Here is a 16,997-nt window from a genome sequence, read left to right as displayed (position 1 = left end):
CCCCAGAAGGGGCGCCGCCCTCACGCGTACGGCTGTTCGGCCGGTGCGTTCGCTCAGCGGCCGGCGGACGACTGCGACGCGGAGTCGCTCGGGGTCGCGCCCGTGCCGGCGTCCGCGCCTGTGCCGGCGTCCGCGCCCGTGGTGGCGCTCGCCGTCGCCGACGAGGTGGCCTTGTCCTTGCCGTGCTTGGCCGGCTTGGTGCTGGCGGAGGCGGTGGCGCCGGGGGCCGGGGAGGCGGTGGCCGCGCCGGTCGGGAGCTGGCTCGGGCCCCACTTGTCGAAGTAGCTGGTGGCCGGGACCACGAAGGCGGGCAGGGTCACGTCACCCGTCTTGCTGAAGGTGAAGGTGACCTGCTGGTTGTTGCCGTCCTGGACCGCCTCGCGGCCGCTGGGCAGCTCGGCGGAGGCGTTGCCCTTGCCGCCGAGGATCAGGGAGCCGTGGGCCGGGACGGTCAGGCTCTGGCCCTTGGCCGCGGTCAGCTTCACGGTCTCGCTGCTGCCGGGGATCCTGATCGACTGCAGGGTCTGGTCGGTGCCGCCCGCGTTGAACACGGTCGCGGAGATCACCGCCGGGCCCGTCGCCTTCAGGTCGGGCTGGGTGATGATCGTGGCGTTCTGGATCTTGATGTCGCCGACACTGGTCGCCGCGTTGTCCGGCTTGACCTGCAGTGTCTGCGAGTTGTTGCCGGCACCGCAGGCGGCGAGCGAGGCGATCGAGAAGACAATGGCGGAGGCGGCGAGGGCGCCGCGTCGAAGGCTGCTGCTCACGGCGGCGGCAACTCCTTGAACGCATGGGGGGCGGCTCCCTTATAAAGCCGCCCTAAGTGTCTGTCAGCGGGCTTAGGTTACCGAGCCGTTCCCGAGCGGCCGCACCCGACCCTCCCCCTGGCCCCCGCTTCCCACCGGGTGGGGGTACCACGGCCCACCCGTCACTCCCGTCACAGGCGACTCTGCAGCACATTGCCCCCACGCTCGTCCGTCATTCACATAACCCCGCGCAAAATCTCCGTGAAGGAATGCGCGAGGGCTCCGATATTGATCACGGACCACCCCGCCGGCGGCCGCTGATCAATTCCTGATTCGGCTCACATCCGCCTCCTGCCACCGAACGGAGTAGCGGAAGTCGCACTCCTGGAACCGGACAAACCCGGACGTTCATCCACTTGGAGTGGGGTCCGGAGGTGTGTAACGTACGCGTTTCACCTCGCCCGGAGAGCCCCTCCGACCTGCGAATACCTGGTTCCGCGCACCCCTCGAAGCACGTTCCGGTTGCGGTTGTCAAGCCCCGAGATATGCCCTGACCTGCGAAAACGCCATTCAGAAGACGCGGTTTCCGTGTTACCCTGGATAGCCACGGAAGGGGTACCTGTCACATGACGTTCAAGGTTGGCGACACCGTGGTCTATCCCCATCACGGGGCCGCGCTGATCGAGGCCATCGAAACTCGCCAGATCAAAGGCGTGGACAAGACCTACTTGGTGCTGAAGGTCGCCCAGGGTGACCTGACGGTGCGTGTGCCAGCGGACAATGCGGAGTTCGTCGGCGTGCGTGATGTGGTCGGTCAGGACGGGCTGGACCGGGTCTTCGAGGTGCTGCGCGCGCCGTACGCCGAGGAGCCCACGAACTGGTCGCGCCGGTACAAGGCAAACCTGGAGAAGCTCGCCTCCGGTGATGTCATCAAGGTCGCGGAAGTCGTGCGTGACCTGTGGCGCCGCGAGCGCGAGCGCGGACTGTCCGCGGGTGAGAAGCGCATGCTCGCCAAGGCCCGCCAGATCCTGGTGAGCGAGCTGGCTCTCGCGGAGAACACGAACGAGGACAAGGCCGAGGCCCTGCTCGACGAGGTGCTCGCCTCCTGACACGCCGTGGGCAGCGATCCCTCGCTTCCCGTGCGTCGCTCAGCACAGCCGAAATGCCGCGGTGCCCGATGACACTCCTGTCGCCGGGCGCTGCGGCACGTCTGTCCCCGCCGCGGTCGGTACAACGGAAAGCCCGAGAAGCCCCCCGATACTTGACGTGCCGGGCCCGGGCGGATGGCTCGACCAGGGTCACGGAAAGGGTCCGGTCAAGGCGTCGCGCCCGGCACTCCTCCAGGCCATACCCACCTAGGTCGAGCACACAAACCTGACAGGAACCGATGTCTGACGAATCGCGCCCCTCGCCTGCGCAGACTCCCGTCGCCGCCGTGATTCCCGCCGCCGGCCGGGGCGTACGCCTGGGCCCGGGCGCCCCCAAGGCGCTCCGCGCGCTGAACGGCACGCCCATGCTCATCCACGCGGTCCGTGCCCTCGCCGCGTCCCGCCACGTCTCCCTCGTGATCGTCGTCGCCCCGCCGGACGGCGCCGCCGAGGCCAAGTCCCTGCTGGACGCGCACGCGCTGCCCGAGCGGACCGACTTCCTGATCGTCCCCGGCGGGGACAGCCGGCAGGAATCCGTCCGGCTCGGCCTGGACGCCCTGCCGCCGGAGTACGGCATCGTCCTGGTCCACGACGCGGCCCGCCCGCTCGTCCCGGTCGACACGGTGGACGCGGTGATCGAGGCCGTACGCGACGGCGCGGCGGCGGTCGTCCCCGCGCTGCCGCTCGCCGACACCGTCAAGGAGGTCGAGCCCGCGGCCACGGCCGGCGACCCGGAGCCGGTCGTGGCCACGCCCGAGCGGTCCCGCCTGCGCGCCGTCCAGACGCCCCAGGGCTTCGACCGCGCGACCCTGGTCCGGGCGCACGAGACGGTCACCGAGAACGTCACCGACGACGCGAGCATGGTGGAGCAGCTGGGCCTGACGGTCGTCGCCGTCCCCGGCCACGAGGAAGCCTTCAAGGTCACTCGCCCCCTCGACCTGGTCCTCGCGGAGGCGGTCCTGGCCCGCAGGAGGCTCAACGATGGCTTCTGAGACACCGCTGCTGCCCCAGGTCGGGATCGGCACCGACATCCACGCCTTCGAGGAGGGCCGCGAACTGTGGTGCGCCGGCCTGCGGTGGGAGGGTGAGGGCCCGGGCCTGGCCGGCCACTCCGACGCCGACGTCGTGGCGCACGCCGCGTGCAACGCGCTCTTCTCCGCCGCCGGGCTCGGCGACCTGGGCCACCACTTCGGCACCGGCCGCCCCGAGTGGTCCGGCGCCTCGGGCGTCACCCTGCTCGCCGAGGCCGCGCGGATCGTCCGCGAGGCCGGCTTCACCGTCGGCAACATCGCCGTGCAGGTGGTCGGCCCCCGGCCGAAGATCGGCAAGCGTCGCGACGAGGCCCAGAAGATCCTCTCCGAGGCGGCCGGCGCACCCGTGTCCGTCTCCGGCGCCACCACCGACGGACTCGGCTTCCCGGGCCGTGAGGAGGGCCTGATGGCCGTGGCGACGGCACTCGTGGTGCGGGTGAACTGAGCGCGTGCGAGGGTACCCGGAGAGTCACCGTTGACCATGGCTTTCCGGAGGTACCCATGTCCGCCGCCCTGTCCGACCGGCTCAAGTCCCTGCTCGACGGCAAAGTGTTCATCGTCGTCGGCACCGTCCAGCCCGACGGAAGCCCGCAGATGTCGCCCGTGTGGGTGAAGCGCGACGGCGACGACCTCCTGTTCTCCACCACGGTCGACCGCCGTAAGAAGAAGAACCTGGACCGCGACCCCCGGGTGTCCGTCGTCGTCATGAACCCCGAACAGCCCTATGAGTACGCCGAGATCCGCGGCACCGCCACCATGACCACCGAGGGCGGCCAGGAACTCATCGACGAACTCAGCCTGAAGTACACCGGCAAGAAGTACGCGGAGTTCAACCCGGCCTCCGCGCAGGACGCCGAGCGGGTGGTCGTACGGATCTCGCCGCAGAAGGTCGTCGGGATGCTGTGAGCCTCCCGGGCCGGCGCAGGCGGTTCGCATGAACCGGCGCCCGATCGGTGGAGGGGGGCGTGCCCGCGAGATGTGCGCGACGTGCGGACGGAGCCCGGTGCCCCAGGTGCCCCCGGGCGCCGTGTGGCGCCCGGATCGGGGGGAAGGGGCGTGAGGCACTGCCTCGCGCCCACTACCCTGGAGTGGTGACCATTCGCCTGTACGACACCAGCGCCCGGCAGATCCGTGACTTCACCCCGCTCACGCCGGGCTGTGTCTCGATCTACCTGTGCGGCGCCACCGTGCAGGCGGCACCGCACATCGGGCACATCCGCTCGGGACTGAACTTCGACATCATGCGCCGCTGGTTCGCGTACCGCGGCTACGACGTCACCTTCATCCGCAACGTCACCGACATCGACGACAAGATCATCTCCAAGGCGGAGCAGCAGAACCGCCCCTGGTGGGCGATCGGGTACGAGAACGAGCGCGCCTTCGACGACGGCTACACCGCCCTCGGCTGCCTGCCCCCGACCTACGAGCCGCGCGCCACCGGGCACGTGCCCGAGATGGTCGAGATGATGCGCGCCCTCATCGAGAGCGGCCACGCCTACGAGGCCGACGGCAGCGTCTACTTCGACGTCCGCTCCTGGCCGTCCTACCTCGAGCTGTCCAAGCAGGACCTCGACGAGATGCGCCAGCCCGCCGAGGAGGGCATCAGCGGCAAGCGCGACCCGCGCGACTTCGCCATGTGGAAGGCAGCCAAGCCCGGCGAGCCCGACTGGGAGACCCCGTGGGGCCGCGGCCGCCCCGGCTGGCACCTGGAGTGCTCGGCGATGGCCCACAAGTACCTGGGCTCCGCCTTCGACATCCACGGCGGCGGCCTGGACCTGGTCTTCCCGCACCACGAGAACGAGATCGCCCAGGCCAAGGCCTACGGCGACGACTTCGCCCGGTACTGGGTGCACAACGCCTGGGTCACCATGAGCGGCGAGAAGATGTCGAAGTCGCTCGGCAACTCCGTGCTGGTCTCCGAGATGGTCAAGCAGTGGCGCCCGATCGTGCTGCGCTACTACCTGGGCACCCCGCACTACCGCTCGACCATCGAGTACAGCGAGGAAGCCCTGCGCGAGGCCGAGTCCGCGTTCGCCCGGATCGAGGGCTTCATCCAGCGCGTGGCGGAGAAGGCCGGAGGCGCCGTCGAGCCCGCCGCCGAGGTCCCGCCCGCCTTCGCCGAGGCGATGGACGACGACTTGGGCGTGCCCCAGGCCCTCGCCGTCGTGCACACCACCGTCCGGCAGGGCAACAGCGCCCTGGCCGCCGACGACAAGGAGGCCGCCGTCGCCCGGCTCGCCGAGGTGCGGGCCATGCTCGGCGTCCTCGGCCTCGACCCGCTCGACCCGCACTGGGCCGGCGAGACCGACCGGGGCGAGGATCTGCACGGCGTCGTCGACAGCCTCGTACGCCTCGTCCTCGACCAGCGCGAGTCCGCCCGCGCCCGCAAGGACTGGGCCACCGCCGACGCCATCCGCGACCAGCTCAGCCAGGCGGGCCTCGTCATCGAGGACAGCCCGCAGGGACCGCGCTGGACCCTCGGGTCCCGGTAGCCCCGGCCCTTGATCGATTGTGCCGCCCGGCCCTCCGGGCGGCACACTGCAAAAGACGTACGCACACTTTTTCGCCCGAGAACCCCAAGAACCCCAAGAACTCCAAGAACCCCGAGAACGCAGAGAACAGGTAGGTCATGGCCGCGAACAACCGCCGCATGTCCGGCAAGAAGGGCGCGCAGGTCGGCAGCGGCGGCAAGCGGCGCCGGGGCCTGGAGGGCAAGGGTCCGACCCCGCCCGCCGAGATGCGCAAGGGCCACGCCAAGCAGCGCGCCGCCGCCGCCAAGACCCGCCGCGCCCAGGGCCGCACGCCGCGCCGCGGCAGCGGCAGGTCCACCTCCGAACTGGTCGTCGGCCGCAACCCGGTCGTGGAGGCGCTGCGCGAGGGCGTCCCCGCCTCCACCCTCTACGTACAGCAGTTCATCGACAACGACGAGCGCGTCCGCGAGGCCCTCCAGCTCGCCGCCGAGCGCGGCGGCATCAACCTCATGGAGGCCCCGCGCCCCGAGCTGGACCGCATGACCAACGGCCTCAACCACCAGGGCCTGGTCCTCCAGGTCCCGCCGTACGAGTACGCGCACCCCGAGGACCTACTCGACGCCGCCGCCGACGAGGGCCAGGACCCGCTGGTCGTCGCCCTCGACGGCGTCACCGACCCGCGCAACCTCGGCGCGGTCGTCCGCTCCGTGTCCGCCTTCGGCGGCCACGGCGTCGTCGTGCCCGAGCGCCGCTCGGCCGGCATGACCGCCGGCGCCTGGAAGACCTCCGCCGGCACCGCCGCGCGCACCCCGGTCGCCCGCGCCACCAACCTCACCCGCACCCTCGAGGCCTACAAGAAGGCCGGCCTCACGGTCGTCGGCCTCGCGGCGGACGGCGAGGCCGCACTCGGCGACCTCGAAGCCCTGGACGGCCCGGTCGTCATCGTCGTCGGCAGCGAGGGCAAGGGCCTGTCCCGTCTGGTGGGCGAGACCTGCGACGTCCGGGTGCGCATCCCCATGCCGGGCGGCGCCGAGTCCCTCAACGCCGGTGTCGCCGCGGGCATCGTGCTCTACGAGGCGGCCCGCAGGCGCAGCTGACCACACGCCACGCCGACCGGATGGAACGCCTGTCCGGAATCTCACCCGTGCGGGCTAATTTCGGCGTCCATACGGCGCTCCGCGCTGCTTTGACGCGGTCCGGACACATCCGCCCGCCGAAGGCAGTGTCCTAACTCCGCGTCACTCGGTTAGATGCGTGTGGACACCAGAACACCCCGCACACCCACGGGGGACCGCTCGTCGGGATACGACGACGCTCCCGCGCTGAGCATGGTGAAGGTGCCGAGCGATCCGGCGCAGGTCATCGTCAATCACGCCAGCTTCCGCGTACAGCTGGGCGCGGCGGCGAGGCGCACCCAATCCCCGCGGATCGCACGGCACCTGAGCGCCACCTACGACGCCGCCCGGTCGCCCGTCGTCGGCACCGCGGGCCGGACGGGCGCCACCGCCGGACGCCGCCGCCCCGTCGTCTGGAGCGGCAGGTCCGCCCCCGACGACACCGGCGCCCACCGGCTCCTGCAGGCCGTACGGGGCAGCAGCGTCCGCCACGCCGACGACTCCGGCGTCACCCAGGTCATCCCCCGCGTCGGCACCACCGGCCACGCCGACTCCTACGACGCACTCGACCAGACCGTCGAGACCCCCGTCGTCGGCCACCAGCGCACAGCCGCCGACGGCACCCGCCTGCTCCCGCACGTGCGCACCGTGACCGGCGCCTACGACGACGAACCCCCCTACCGCGACACCGACTTCGAGCCCTACGACACCTACGACGACCCCGCGGACCCAGACCGCGACACCGCGCGCCCCGCCCGGCGCCACGGCGACGACCCCGCCCGGCACGCCTACTACCCCGGCCGCCGGATGAACCTCGGCGTCGTCATCCTCCCGCTGCGCGTCTTCCTCGGCTTCATCTCCATCTACGCCGGCATGGGCAAGCTGTGCGACCCCGTCTACTTCGACGGCGGCAAACGCGGCTCCATGGTCAAGTGGCTCAACACGCTGCACCCCTGGGCCGTCGCCGAACCGCTGCGCCAGTTCGCCCTGCACCACCCGGTCGGCTCCGGCCTCGTCATCGCCTTCCTCCAGGTCGTCGTCGGCGTCCTCACCATCCTCGGCTGCTGGCAGCGCGTCGCCGCCGTCGTCGGCGCCCTGCTCTCCGCCGCCCTGATCGTCACCGTCAGCTGGAAGACGGTCCCCGCCTACGACGCCCCCGACATCATCTACCTGGCCGCCTGGTCGCCGCTGATCATCGCCGGCGCACCCGTCTACTCCGTCGACGGCCGCCTCGCCGGCAGCGCCTGGCGCCGCCTCGGCCCCCGCTCCGACATCTGGGAACTGCGCCGCTATGTCCTGCGCCGCGGCGCCCTCATCACCGCGGTCACCGTCGGCCTCACCCTGCTCGTCGGATCCCTGCTCGGCGGCGCCGTCCGTGACTCCAGCCGGGTCGTCGTCCCCGGCCCCGGCGAGGCCCCCCGCAACAACCTCCCCGGCTCCCCGCTCCCGCAGCAGTCCGGCACCCGGCACAAGCACACCCCCTCGGCCTCCACCTCGCCCTCCGGCGGCGCCACGGCCGGCGCCAGCCCCTCCGGCGCGGCCACCACCCCGGGCGCCACCCACAGCGTGGGCGGCACCATCACCCCGAGCCAGACCCAGGGCACCACGGGCCGGATCCCGCCCCGCCACTCCTCCCCGACGGGCGGCGCCCCCAGCACCAGCGCCGGTCCCACCAGCACGGGCGGCTCCGGCAGCTCCGGCGGCGGCTCGTCCACCGGCGGCACCGGCAGCTCCGGCGGCACCTCCTCCTCCGGCCAGCCCGGCCTGGTCGGCGGCCTGCTGGGCTGACCGAGCCAGGACACCGAAGGCCCCGCACCGCTTGGGTTCTAACGGTCCTCGCAACACCCGCGATCTGTGGGAGTTGCGAGGACCGTGGCCGTTGGACGCGATGATCTTGTGGGGTTGCGGGGCCTTCTCGGTGCGGGTCGTGCGGACCGTCAGCGGCCGAGCGCCGCCAGCTCCTTCGCCGCCTCGGTCAGATCCTTGGCCGTGTCGATGGCCCGCCAGTAGGCGCCCTGCGGAATCGGGAAGCCGGCGAGCTTCCGCTCCCGCGCGAGCCCCGGGAACGTGGTCCGCTCGTGATCCCCGCGCTCGGGAAGCATCGCGTGGAACTCCGGCGAGAAGACGTACACACCGGCGTTGATCTCGAACGTCGACGGCGGAGCCTCGATGAAGTCGGTGATGTGCCCGAACCCGTCGGTCTGCACCGCGCCCCAGGGAATCCGCGGACGCGCCAGCGCCAGGGTCGCGACGGCGTCCCGCTCGGTGTGGAAGTCGGCCATGTCCCGCAGCGAGAAACGGGTCCAGATGTCCCCGTTGGTGGCGTACCACGCGCTGTCGGGGCGGGGGAGATGCGCGGCGGCGTACTTCAGGCCGCCGCCGCGGCCGAGAGGCTCCGTCTCCACGACGGTCTTGACGGAGAGGGGCAGATCGGCAGAGGCCAGCCACTTCTGCAGAACCTCGGCGAGGTGGCCACAGGAGACCACCACGTCCGTCACACCCTCCTCGGCGAGCCAGGCCAGCTGGTGGCCGATGATCGGAGTGCCCGTGCCGGGAATCTCGACCATCGGCTTGGGCCGGTCGTCGGTGTACGGACGCAACCGGGACCCCTGGCCACCGGCCAGGATCACGGCTTGAGTGGGGCGCGACGCGGCGTTCGGATCGGTCATGACCGCACTGTACGTGGCGCCCCGTCGGGCGACGCCGGCCGAGGCGGGCACGGGGGAAGCCGTGACCGGCTTCCCGGCCCGTCGCCGGCCGGCCGCCGGGTCAGCTGTGCGCGGCCAGCACGCCCGAGGCGAAGGCGGTGTCGCACACCGGCCGGGCGTACGACTGCGCGCGCGGGGCGCCGTAGATGCGCACCGCGGCCCTGCCCAGCGCGCGGGCGATGGAGGAGCAGTGCCGGGCCAGCGACGGGTGCCCGTTGACGGCCTGCTGGAGGTGGGTGAGGACCACGCCCGGGTTCTTGTCCTGCAGCTCGCTCATCAGCTGGTCGCGCAGCACGTCCTCCGGGGCGCGGGCGACCGACTTGGCGGACACCTCCGCGGAGGTGACGTCCGTGGCGGTGAGCACCGAGCTGGAGGGGCCTCCCGTCCAGTTGACCCGGGTGACCGCGAGGGTCCCGGAGAGCACCAGGAAGACGGGCAGAACAAGGGCGAGGGTGCGGCCGACCCGGCGGGCAGGGCCCCGGTGGCTGCGTCGCGTCTGTGCGGTGATGGAGTGCTTCACGCGTGTGAGGGTAGCGCCCGGTAGTGATTTGGAGACATTCCGTCACCCTTATGGGGGATGAGACGGCGCACGTTTCCGGGTAGGGGGTTGACGGCGTCCGCCCGGAATGGCCCTCTGCCGGGGTATCCGCCGACCTCGCCCGGACAACGACGGAGGGCCCCGCGGCAGACCGCGGGGCCCTCTCGGTGTCCGGATCAGTCGGACAGACGCTCACCGGAGGACGTCGAGAACACGTGGGTCTCGCCCGGCCGCGGCACGACGTGCAGCGTGGAGCCCTTCTCCGGAACCTGGCGGCCGTTGACCCGGACCACCAGGTCCTTCAGCTCGCCGCCGACCTCGGCGCTGCCGTACACGTAGCCGTCGGCGCCCAGCTCCTCCACGACGTTCACGGAGATCGCCAGACCGGCCGGCGCGTCGGCGCTGTCCTTGGACAGGGACGCCGCGGCGCCGCCGTTGTGCTCGACCACGTCGAAGTGCTCGGGGCGCACACCCACGGTCACCGTGCGGTCACCCTTGTCGGTGGCGGCCTTCAGGGCGTCGCGGTTGACGGGCACGACGCTGTTGCCGAACTTCACACCGCCGTCGGTGATGGGGACCTCGACCAGGTTCATCGCGGGGGAGCCGATGAAGCCGGCGACGAACAGGTTCGCGGGCTTGTCGTACATGTTGCGCGGCGAGTCGACCTGCTGGAGGAGGCCGTCCTTGAGCACGGCCACCCGGTCGCCCATCGTCATGGCCTCGACCTGGTCGTGGGTGACGTAGACGGTGGTGATGCCGAGACGGCGCTGCAGGCTGGCGATCTGCGTACGGGTGGACACACGCAGCTTGGCGTCCAGGTTGGACAGCGGCTCGTCCATGAGGAAGACCTGCGGCTCGCGCACGATCGCGCGGCCCATGGCGACACGCTGGCGCTGACCGCCGGAGAGCGCCTTCGGCTTGCGGTCCAGGTACTCGGTGAGGTCGAGGATCTTCGCGGCCTCCTCGACCTTCTGCCGGATCTCCGCCTTGTTCACGCCGGCGATCTTGAGCGCGAAGCCCATGTTGTCGGCGACCGTCATGTGCGGGTACAGGGCGTAGTTCTGGAACACCATGGCGATGTCCCGGTCCTTGGGCGGCAGATGCGTGACGTCGCGGTCACCGATGCGGATGGCGCCGGCGTTGACGTCCTCGAGCCCCGCGAGCATCCGCAGCGAGGTGGACTTTCCGCAACCCGACGGGCCGACCAGGACGAGGAACTCGCCGTCCTCGATCGCGATGTCGAGACCGTCGACGGCGGGCTTGGTGGAACCCGGGTAGATCCGGGTCGCCTTGTCGAACGTGACTGTGGCCATGGTGAATGGGCCCCCTTCTACCGGCAGGAACGTGCCGGACGATCCGTTGTAGGAAGGTGGTGGTGTAGTCCACCGGAGTGAACCGGCTCATGACGGTACCCGGCGTTCACCGGATCTGTCAGCACCTGGACCCCTGTGAACTTCGCGGAAACTTTCGACGGGGCAGAGCATCGCACTTTTGACCTCGCGCAAGGCTTCCTGCTTCACCGCCCATGGCCGACCGCCTGCAGCCCTGTCGAACTGCATCCGGCCGGTCTTGCGTGGACTCCACAGGCATGACGGCCGACGGCCCATCGGGCCGCAGCACGCCGGCCCTCGTGTGCGGCCGGCGGACACCCCTCCAGTTCCGGCGCCCGGATCACCGGCGGCGTCTTCTGTCCCGGGGGAGTGCGGCCGCGACCAGCCAGTAGAGCCGCATCCCTTCGTCGCTGTACCGTCGTCCAGCGTGACGAGCGAGGCCAGCCCGAGATCCACTCCCACGGCCTTCGGTTCCCGGGAACCGGGCACGAACAGGGTGGGCAGCGGCGCCATCCGCTCCTCCACGAGCGCGGACACGAAGTACGGGCCGCCCTGTCCCGCGTCACCGACAACCGCACAGGAACCGTCCCGGCGGGCGACGCCCGCGACCAGCGCGCGGTGCCGCCTTCCGCGCCTGGTGCTTCCGGCGGTCACCGATGCCAAGGACCTCGCGCTTGAGACGCCCGGCCGCCAGGTCCCCCATGCTTCCCCCTCGACGATCCGATCTTCGGAACAGCACGTCAGACCGATCAACGAACGGGTGCGCGGATGGTTACGGACGGATGTGCGCGGCGGCCGTGCGGCTGCCCCGGGGTGTCCAGCCCCGCGGCACCCCTCGTGCGATCCGTGGCCAGTGATCTTCGCCGGGGCCATCGGGGTTACCTGAACGGACGGACCAGGGGCACCTCGCGCGCGTCGACGAACTCGAGCCGCCCACCGGCGGCGTCGCCGGCTGCGCACCTGCGCGACGTGACCCATGAGTGGCGAACTTCGTGGCTTGGAGAAACGGGCTCTGTGTACAGTGGAGCAGCCTTCGCGTGCTGCGTTGCGGTGCGCGATGCCTCCTTAGCTCAGCTGGCCAGAGCGGGGCCCTTGTAAGGCCTAGGTCGTCGGTTCGAATCCGACAGGGGGCTCGACAGGGGATTCGAACACAGGGCCACCCGCGTCGGTGACGCGGGTGGCCCTCTGGTTTTCGCGGGTCGTCATCTGCGCAGCACCCTTGTCACGACTTCCCGCAGTACCGCCACCGGGTCCGGGGCGGCGTGGGAGGCGCGCCAGGCCACGAAGCCGTCGGGGCGGACGAGGACGGCTCCGTCGGCGGTGACGCCGTGGAGCCGGGCCCAGTCGTGGCCGTCGCCGTCGTAGCCGAGGTCGGCGTCGGCGCCGGGGCCGATGCGGTAGGCGTCGAGGCGTACGCCGTCCGTCGCGGCGATGCGCCGGGCGGCGTCGTGCCAGCCGGCGTCGTCGGGGGCGTCGGTGAGCAGGACGAGGGAGCGCTCGTAGAGGTCGAGGGTGGACAGGCGGCGGCCGGCCTGGCGCAGCCACAGGTGGGGGGCGCGGGTGCCGGGCCGTCCGGTGAGGTCGAGGTGGTCGGGGACGACGGGGGCGGTGGGGTCGGTGCCGAGGACGGCGCCGCTCGGGTAGTGGTAGCCGAGGACGACGTTGAGGATGCCGCCGCGTTTGGCGCCGCCGACGCCGGGGGCGGGGGCGAAGCCGGGGTGGCTGTGTTCGACGGAGCGGGCGGAGGCGCGGGCGCTGGTGGCGAGGGCGACGGGGCGGCGCTCGGTGTCGTAGGTGTCGAGGAGGGCGGGGGCGGCCCAGCCGTCGAGGACGGCGGCGAGTTTCCAGGCGAGGTTGTGGGCGTCCTGGATGCCGGTGTTGGAGCCGAAGGCGCCGGTGGGTGACATCTCGTGGGCGGAGTCTCCGGCGAGGAAGACGCGGCCGGTGCTGTAGTGGTCGGCCACTCGTTCGGCGGCGCGCCAGGAGGCCATGCCGGTGATGTGGACGTCGAGGCCGGGGACTCCGACGGCCTGTGCGATGTGCCGTTGGAGGCGTTCCTCGGTGAACTCGTCGAGGGATTCGCCGCGTTCGGGGTGCCAGGGGGCGTGGAAGACCCAGTGTTCCTTGTTGTCGACGGGCAGGAGGGCGCCGTCGGCGTCGGGGTGGGTGAGGTAGCAGCAGATGAACCGGCGGTCGCCGACGACTTCGGCGAGTTGGGTGGAGCGGAAGGTGACGCTGACGTTGGCGAAGAGGTCGCCGGGCCCGCTCTGGCCGATGCCGAGGGCGCGGCGGACGGGGCTGCGGGGGCCGTCGGCGGCGACGAGGTAGTTCGCCCGGACGGTGTAGCGCCGGCCGGTGGTGCGGTCGTGGACGACTGCGGTGACTCCTTCGGGGTCCTGTTCGAAGGATTCCATCTCGTGGTGGTAGCGCAGGTCGCCGCCGAGTTCGCGGGCGTTGTGCAGGAGGACGGGTTCGAGGTCGTTCTGGCTGCACAGGCACCAGGCGGTGGGGCTGAACTTGCGCAGGCCGCCGCCCGGGTCGATCTCCTTGAACAGCCATTCGCCGGCGTCGCCGACGAGGGTCGGGGTCTGCAGGATGCCGTGGTTGTCGGCGAGGAGCGAGGCCGCGGTCTTGATGTCCGGTTCGATGCCGGCGACCCGGAAGAGCTCCATGGTGCGGACGTTGTTGCCGCGTCCGCGGGGGTGGATGGAGGTTCCGGAGTGCCGCTCGACGAGCAGGTGGCGCACGCCGAGTCGGCCGAGGAACAGGGACGTGGACAGGCCCACGAGTGAGCCGCCCACGATGAGGACGGGTACGCGGTGGTCGGCTTTGTGATGCATCGGGTTCTCCAGGGGCAGGGTGCGTGGGGGCTCCTGTGAGTTTCATGCCCGATGCAAGGTGTTTTGGGCCCGTTTGCGCGCCGGATCACCCGCGTGGTTCCTACGAGTCGCGGGGTTTCGGCCATCGGCACAGGATCAAGGAGCGCTGACGTCGCGTCACGGCGGCGAGCGCCGTGACCGAGCCCCCTCGCCAAGGAGTGACCGCAGGATGACCACTACGTCTGAACGTCTTTCAGAAACGGCACGCGAGGTGTCGAAGCGTGTCTCCCAGTCCGTGTTCGACGGCTCCCGGCTCCGGGTCGTCCTGCTGGTCGACGTCTACGACGGTGCGCAGCAGCAGTTCCTGGAGGCGTATGAGCAGTTGTGCAACCAGGTTGCGTCGGTGCCGGGCCATGTCAGCGACCAACTCTGCCAGTCCATCGAGAATCCATCCCAATGGCTCATCACGAGCGAGTGGGAGAGTGCGCCGCCGTTCCTCACATGGGTGAACAGCGAGGAGCACGTGCGGATGGTGGAGCCGCTGCACTCGTGTGTGCGGGACACCCGTTCGCTGCGTTTCCACATCGTCCGGGAGACGGGTGCCGCGCAGGCCGCGATGTCGGGCGGGCGCCGGCTGCAGTCGCAGCCGCGGATCGGTGACGGTGTGATCCGGCACGCGCTGACCTTCACGGTGAAGCCGGGCACGGAGGAGAAGGTCGCCAAGATCCTCGCGGACTACCGGTCGCCCGAGGCGCGGGTGGACGAGACGACGCGGCTGTGCCGGACGTCGCTGTTCATGCACGGCAACCGGGTGGTGCGGGCGATCGAGGTGCGCGGGGACCTGCTGGCGGCGCTGCGGCACGTGGCCCGGCAGCCGGAGATCCGGGCGGTCGAGGAGGCCATCAACCCGTATCTGGAGCAGGACCGGGATCTGGACGACCAGGAGTCGGCGCGGTCGTTCTTCACCCGGGCGGCGCTGCCGGCGGTGCATCACGTGCTGGTGGACGACCGGCCGGAGGGGACGCGGCAGGCGCTGTACTACCCGGCGCGGCCGGGCTGCGGGATGAAGCTGGCCGAGCTGCTGGCGCGGCACGACTCGGCGGCCGTGGACGATCCGGCCGCCTCGGTGCTGCGCAGCACGGTCTTCGAGCGCGAGGACGTGGTGGTGCGGCTGGTGGATCTGCGTGAGGGCCGGGACGCGGAGCCGTTGCCGCGGGATGCCGGGCAGGCCGCCGCGGTGCGGGAGCTGCTCGCGGGTGAGGCCGTCCGGATGGCGCTGATCACCGACCGTCGTTCGCCCGGGGCCTGAGCGCGGTCTCCCGGCCCGTCCAAGTTTCCTGGCCCGTCCAAGAAGCCCGATCACATCCATCGGAGGAATGTCGTGATCAAAACTCGTCCGAGAATCGTGGACCTCAGTGAGGTCGAGCCCAACACCCGGCGCGGCGGTGATCTGCGCGCCATGCTCACTCCGGCCACGGTCGGCTCGACCAGCGGCTTCATGGGTGTGGCCATCGTGCAGCCCGGTGACCGCATCGGTGAGCACTACCACCCGTACTCCGAGGAGTTCGTGTACGTCGTCTGCGGTCGGCTGGAGGTGGACCTGGACGGCGAACCGCATCCGCTGCGGCCGGAGCAGGGGCTGATGATCCCGGTGAACATGCGGCACCGGTTCCGCAACGTGGGTGACGTGGAGGCGCGGATCGTCTTCCACCTGGGTCCGCTGGCGCCGCGGCCGCAGCTGGGCCATGTGGACACCGAGGAGACGTCGGTCATCGGGGCGGCCGCGGTGGTGACGGAGCCGGCCGGCGCCGATGGGGGAGGGGTCCGGTCATGAGCCGGCGCGTGGCGGTGACCGGCATAGGCATCGTGGCTCCGGGTGGGATCGGCGTTCCGGCTTTCTGGGATCTGCTCGCCCGCGGCCGGACCGCGACGCGGGGCATCACGTTCTTCGACCCGGCCGGGCTGCGGTCGCGGATAGCGGCGGAGTGCGATTTCGACCCGGCGGCGCACGGTCTGGATGCGGAGCAGGTGTCCCGGGCGGACCGGTACATACAGTTCGCCCTGGTCGCCGGTGAGGAGGCGGTCCGGGACTCGGGGCTGGACCTGGCTCAGGAGGATCCGTGGCGGGTCGGGGTGTCGGTCGGCACCGCGGTCGGCGGCACGACCCGGCTGGAGCACGACTACGTGCTGGTCAGCCATCGGGGTCAGCGCTGGGACGTGGACCACGCGGAGGCGGAGCCGCAGCTGCACCGGGCGTTTTCGCCGAGCACGGTGGCCTCCGCGGTGGCGGAACGTTTCGGCGCACAGGGTCCGGTGCAGACCGTGTCCACCGGCTGCACGTCCGGCCTGGACGCGGTCGGGTACGCCTTCCACACCGTGCAGGAGGGCCGGGCCGACATCTGCATAGCCGGTGCGTCGGACTCGCCGATCTCCCCGATCACCATGGCGTGCTTCGACGCGATCAAGGCCACGTCCCCGAACAACGACGACCCCGAGCACGCATCGAGGCCCTTCGACAACAACCGTGACGGCTTCGTCATGGGCGAGGGCGGCGCGGTGCTCGTCCTGGAGGAGCTGGAGCACGCGCGGGCCCGCGGGGCGCACGTCTACTGCGAGTTCGGCGGCTACGCCACCTTCGGCAACGCCTACCACATGACCGGTCTGACCAAGGAGGGCCTGGAGATGGCACGTGCCATATCGTCCGCCCTCAACCAGGCCCGGCTGGACCCGACGGCGATCGACTACGTCAACGCGCACGGCTCCGGCACCCGGCAGAACGACCGCCACGAGACGGCGGCCGTGAAGAGGGCGCTCGGCCAGCACGCCTACGACACCCCGATGAGCTCCATCAAGTCCATGGTGGGGCACTCCCTCGGGGCGATCGGCGCCATAGAACTGGTGGCCTGCGTGCTGGCCCTGGCCAAGCAGGTCGTACCGCCGACCGCGAACTACGAGATTCCCGACCCCGAGTGCGACCTGGACTACGTCCCGCGTGTCGCCCGCGAGCGGAAGCTGAGCAGCGTGCTGTCCGTGGGCAGCGGGTTCGGCGGCTTCCAGTCCGCGGTGATCCTGACCCGGCCGAGGGAGTGA

General features: G+C 71.1%; 15 protein-coding genes and 1 tRNA gene. 11 read left to right on the top strand and 5 right to left on the bottom strand.

Features of this window, described 5'->3' with window-relative positions; genetic code table 11:
- Nucleotides 1–53: 53 nt before the first annotated feature.
- Nucleotides 54–767 (bottom strand): DUF461 domain-containing protein, encoded by a 714-nt coding sequence (locus ACLU3S_RS02045; RefSeq protein ID WP_413949935.1) that lies wholly within the window; start codon nt 765–767, stop codon nt 54–56.
- A gap of 605 nt (nt 768–1,372) precedes the next feature.
- Here ACLU3S_RS02045 and ACLU3S_RS02040 point away from each other — a divergent pair.
- The 7 genes from ACLU3S_RS02040 to ACLU3S_RS02010 all read left to right on the top strand — a co-directional run bounded on the left by ACLU3S_RS02040 (nt 1,373) and on the right by ACLU3S_RS02010 (nt 8,299).
- Complete coding sequence (locus ACLU3S_RS02040; protein WP_003953493.1) at nt 1,373–1,855, top strand: CarD family transcriptional regulator; 483 nt, start codon at nt 1,373–1,375, stop codon at nt 1,853–1,855.
- Between the two features lie 278 nt (nt 1,856–2,133).
- On the top strand, nt 2,134–2,886 hold the full coding sequence (gene ispD / locus ACLU3S_RS02035; protein ID WP_413949934.1) for a 2-C-methyl-D-erythritol 4-phosphate cytidylyltransferase: 753 nt from the start codon (nt 2,134–2,136) through the stop codon (nt 2,884–2,886).
- Complete coding sequence (ispF, locus tag ACLU3S_RS02030) at nt 2,876–3,370, top strand: 2-C-methyl-D-erythritol 2,4-cyclodiphosphate synthase (RefSeq protein WP_413949933.1); 495 nt, start codon at nt 2,876–2,878, stop codon at nt 3,368–3,370. Before ispD ends, ispF begins: the two co-directional genes overlap by 11 nt.
- A 56-nt stretch (nt 3,371–3,426) precedes the next feature.
- Nucleotides 3,427–3,831: a PPOX class F420-dependent oxidoreductase gene (locus tag ACLU3S_RS02025; RefSeq protein WP_413949932.1), complete on the top strand. Its 405-nt coding sequence runs from the start codon at nt 3,427–3,429 to the stop codon at nt 3,829–3,831.
- Between the two features lie 185 nt (nt 3,832–4,016).
- A complete protein-coding gene (gene cysS / locus ACLU3S_RS02020) occupies nt 4,017–5,417 on the top strand; it encodes a cysteine--tRNA ligase (RefSeq protein WP_413949931.1) in 1,401 nt (466 codons plus the stop codon).
- 137 nt (nt 5,418–5,554) lie between these two features.
- Entirely contained in the window at nt 5,555–6,493 is a 939-nt protein-coding gene (gene rlmB, locus ACLU3S_RS02015; protein WP_413949930.1) for a 23S rRNA (guanosine(2251)-2'-O)-methyltransferase RlmB, read from the top strand.
- Nucleotides 6,494–6,646: 153 nt separating this feature from the next.
- On the top strand, nt 6,647–8,299 hold the full coding sequence (locus tag ACLU3S_RS02010; RefSeq protein WP_413949929.1) for a DoxX family membrane protein: 1,653 nt from the start codon (nt 6,647–6,649) through the stop codon (nt 8,297–8,299).
- Nucleotides 8,300–8,448: 149 nt separating this feature from the next.
- Here the strand turns inward: ACLU3S_RS02010 and ACLU3S_RS02005 are convergent, their stop codons facing one another.
- The 3 genes from ACLU3S_RS02005 to ACLU3S_RS01995 all read right to left on the bottom strand — a co-directional run bounded on the left by ACLU3S_RS02005 (nt 8,449) and on the right by ACLU3S_RS01995 (nt 11,070).
- A complete protein-coding gene (locus tag ACLU3S_RS02005) occupies nt 8,449–9,180 on the bottom strand; it encodes a nucleotidyltransferase family protein (protein WP_413949928.1) in 732 nt (243 codons plus the stop codon).
- 100 nt (nt 9,181–9,280) lie between these two features.
- Nucleotides 9,281–9,739, bottom strand: coding sequence for a hypothetical protein (locus ACLU3S_RS02000; RefSeq protein ID WP_413949927.1), 459 nt, complete (start codon nt 9,737–9,739; stop codon nt 9,281–9,283).
- A gap of 194 nt (nt 9,740–9,933) precedes the next feature.
- On the bottom strand, nt 9,934–11,070 hold the full coding sequence (locus tag ACLU3S_RS01995) for an ABC transporter ATP-binding protein (protein ID WP_413949926.1): 1,137 nt from the start codon (nt 11,068–11,070) through the stop codon (nt 9,934–9,936).
- Nucleotides 11,071–12,147: 1,077 nt separating this feature from the next.
- Here ACLU3S_RS01995 and ACLU3S_RS01990 point away from each other — a divergent pair.
- Nucleotides 12,148–12,221: transfer RNA gene (locus ACLU3S_RS01990), tRNA-Thr, on the top strand.
- A 69-nt stretch (nt 12,222–12,290) separates the two neighbouring features.
- Here the strand turns inward: ACLU3S_RS01990 and ACLU3S_RS01985 are convergent.
- Nucleotides 12,291–13,928: an FAD-dependent oxidoreductase gene (locus ACLU3S_RS01985; RefSeq protein ID WP_413949925.1), complete on the bottom strand. Its 1,638-nt coding sequence runs from the start codon at nt 13,926–13,928 to the stop codon at nt 12,291–12,293.
- A 208-nt stretch (nt 13,929–14,136) separates the two neighbouring features.
- On the opposite strand from ACLU3S_RS01985, the gene ACLU3S_RS01980 reads away from it, so the two are divergent.
- The 3 genes from ACLU3S_RS01980 (at nt 14,137) to ACLU3S_RS01970 (ending at nt 16,997) form a co-directional block, all read left to right on the top strand.
- Nucleotides 14,137–15,216, top strand: coding sequence for a SchA/CurD-like domain-containing protein (locus ACLU3S_RS01980; protein WP_413949924.1), 1,080 nt, complete (start codon nt 14,137–14,139; stop codon nt 15,214–15,216).
- Between the two features lie 72 nt (nt 15,217–15,288).
- Entirely contained in the window at nt 15,289–15,741 is a 453-nt protein-coding gene (locus ACLU3S_RS01975; protein WP_413949923.1) for a cupin domain-containing protein, read from the top strand.
- Nucleotides 15,738–16,997 carry a beta-ketoacyl-[acyl-carrier-protein] synthase family protein gene (locus ACLU3S_RS01970; protein ID WP_413949922.1) on the top strand — a complete coding sequence of 420 codons (1,260 nt, stop codon included), beginning with the start codon at nt 15,738–15,740 and terminating at the stop codon, nt 16,995–16,997. The genes ACLU3S_RS01975 and ACLU3S_RS01970 overlap by 4 nt, the downstream gene beginning before the upstream one ends.

Origin of the sequence: Streptomyces sp. AF1A, assembly GCF_047340315.1 — a bacterium.
Lineage (GTDB): Bacteria > Actinomycetota > Actinomycetes > Streptomycetales > Streptomycetaceae > Streptomyces.
The sequence above is the reverse complement of the archived record's forward strand: the minus strand, read 5'-3'. Positions and strand labels throughout refer to the sequence as shown.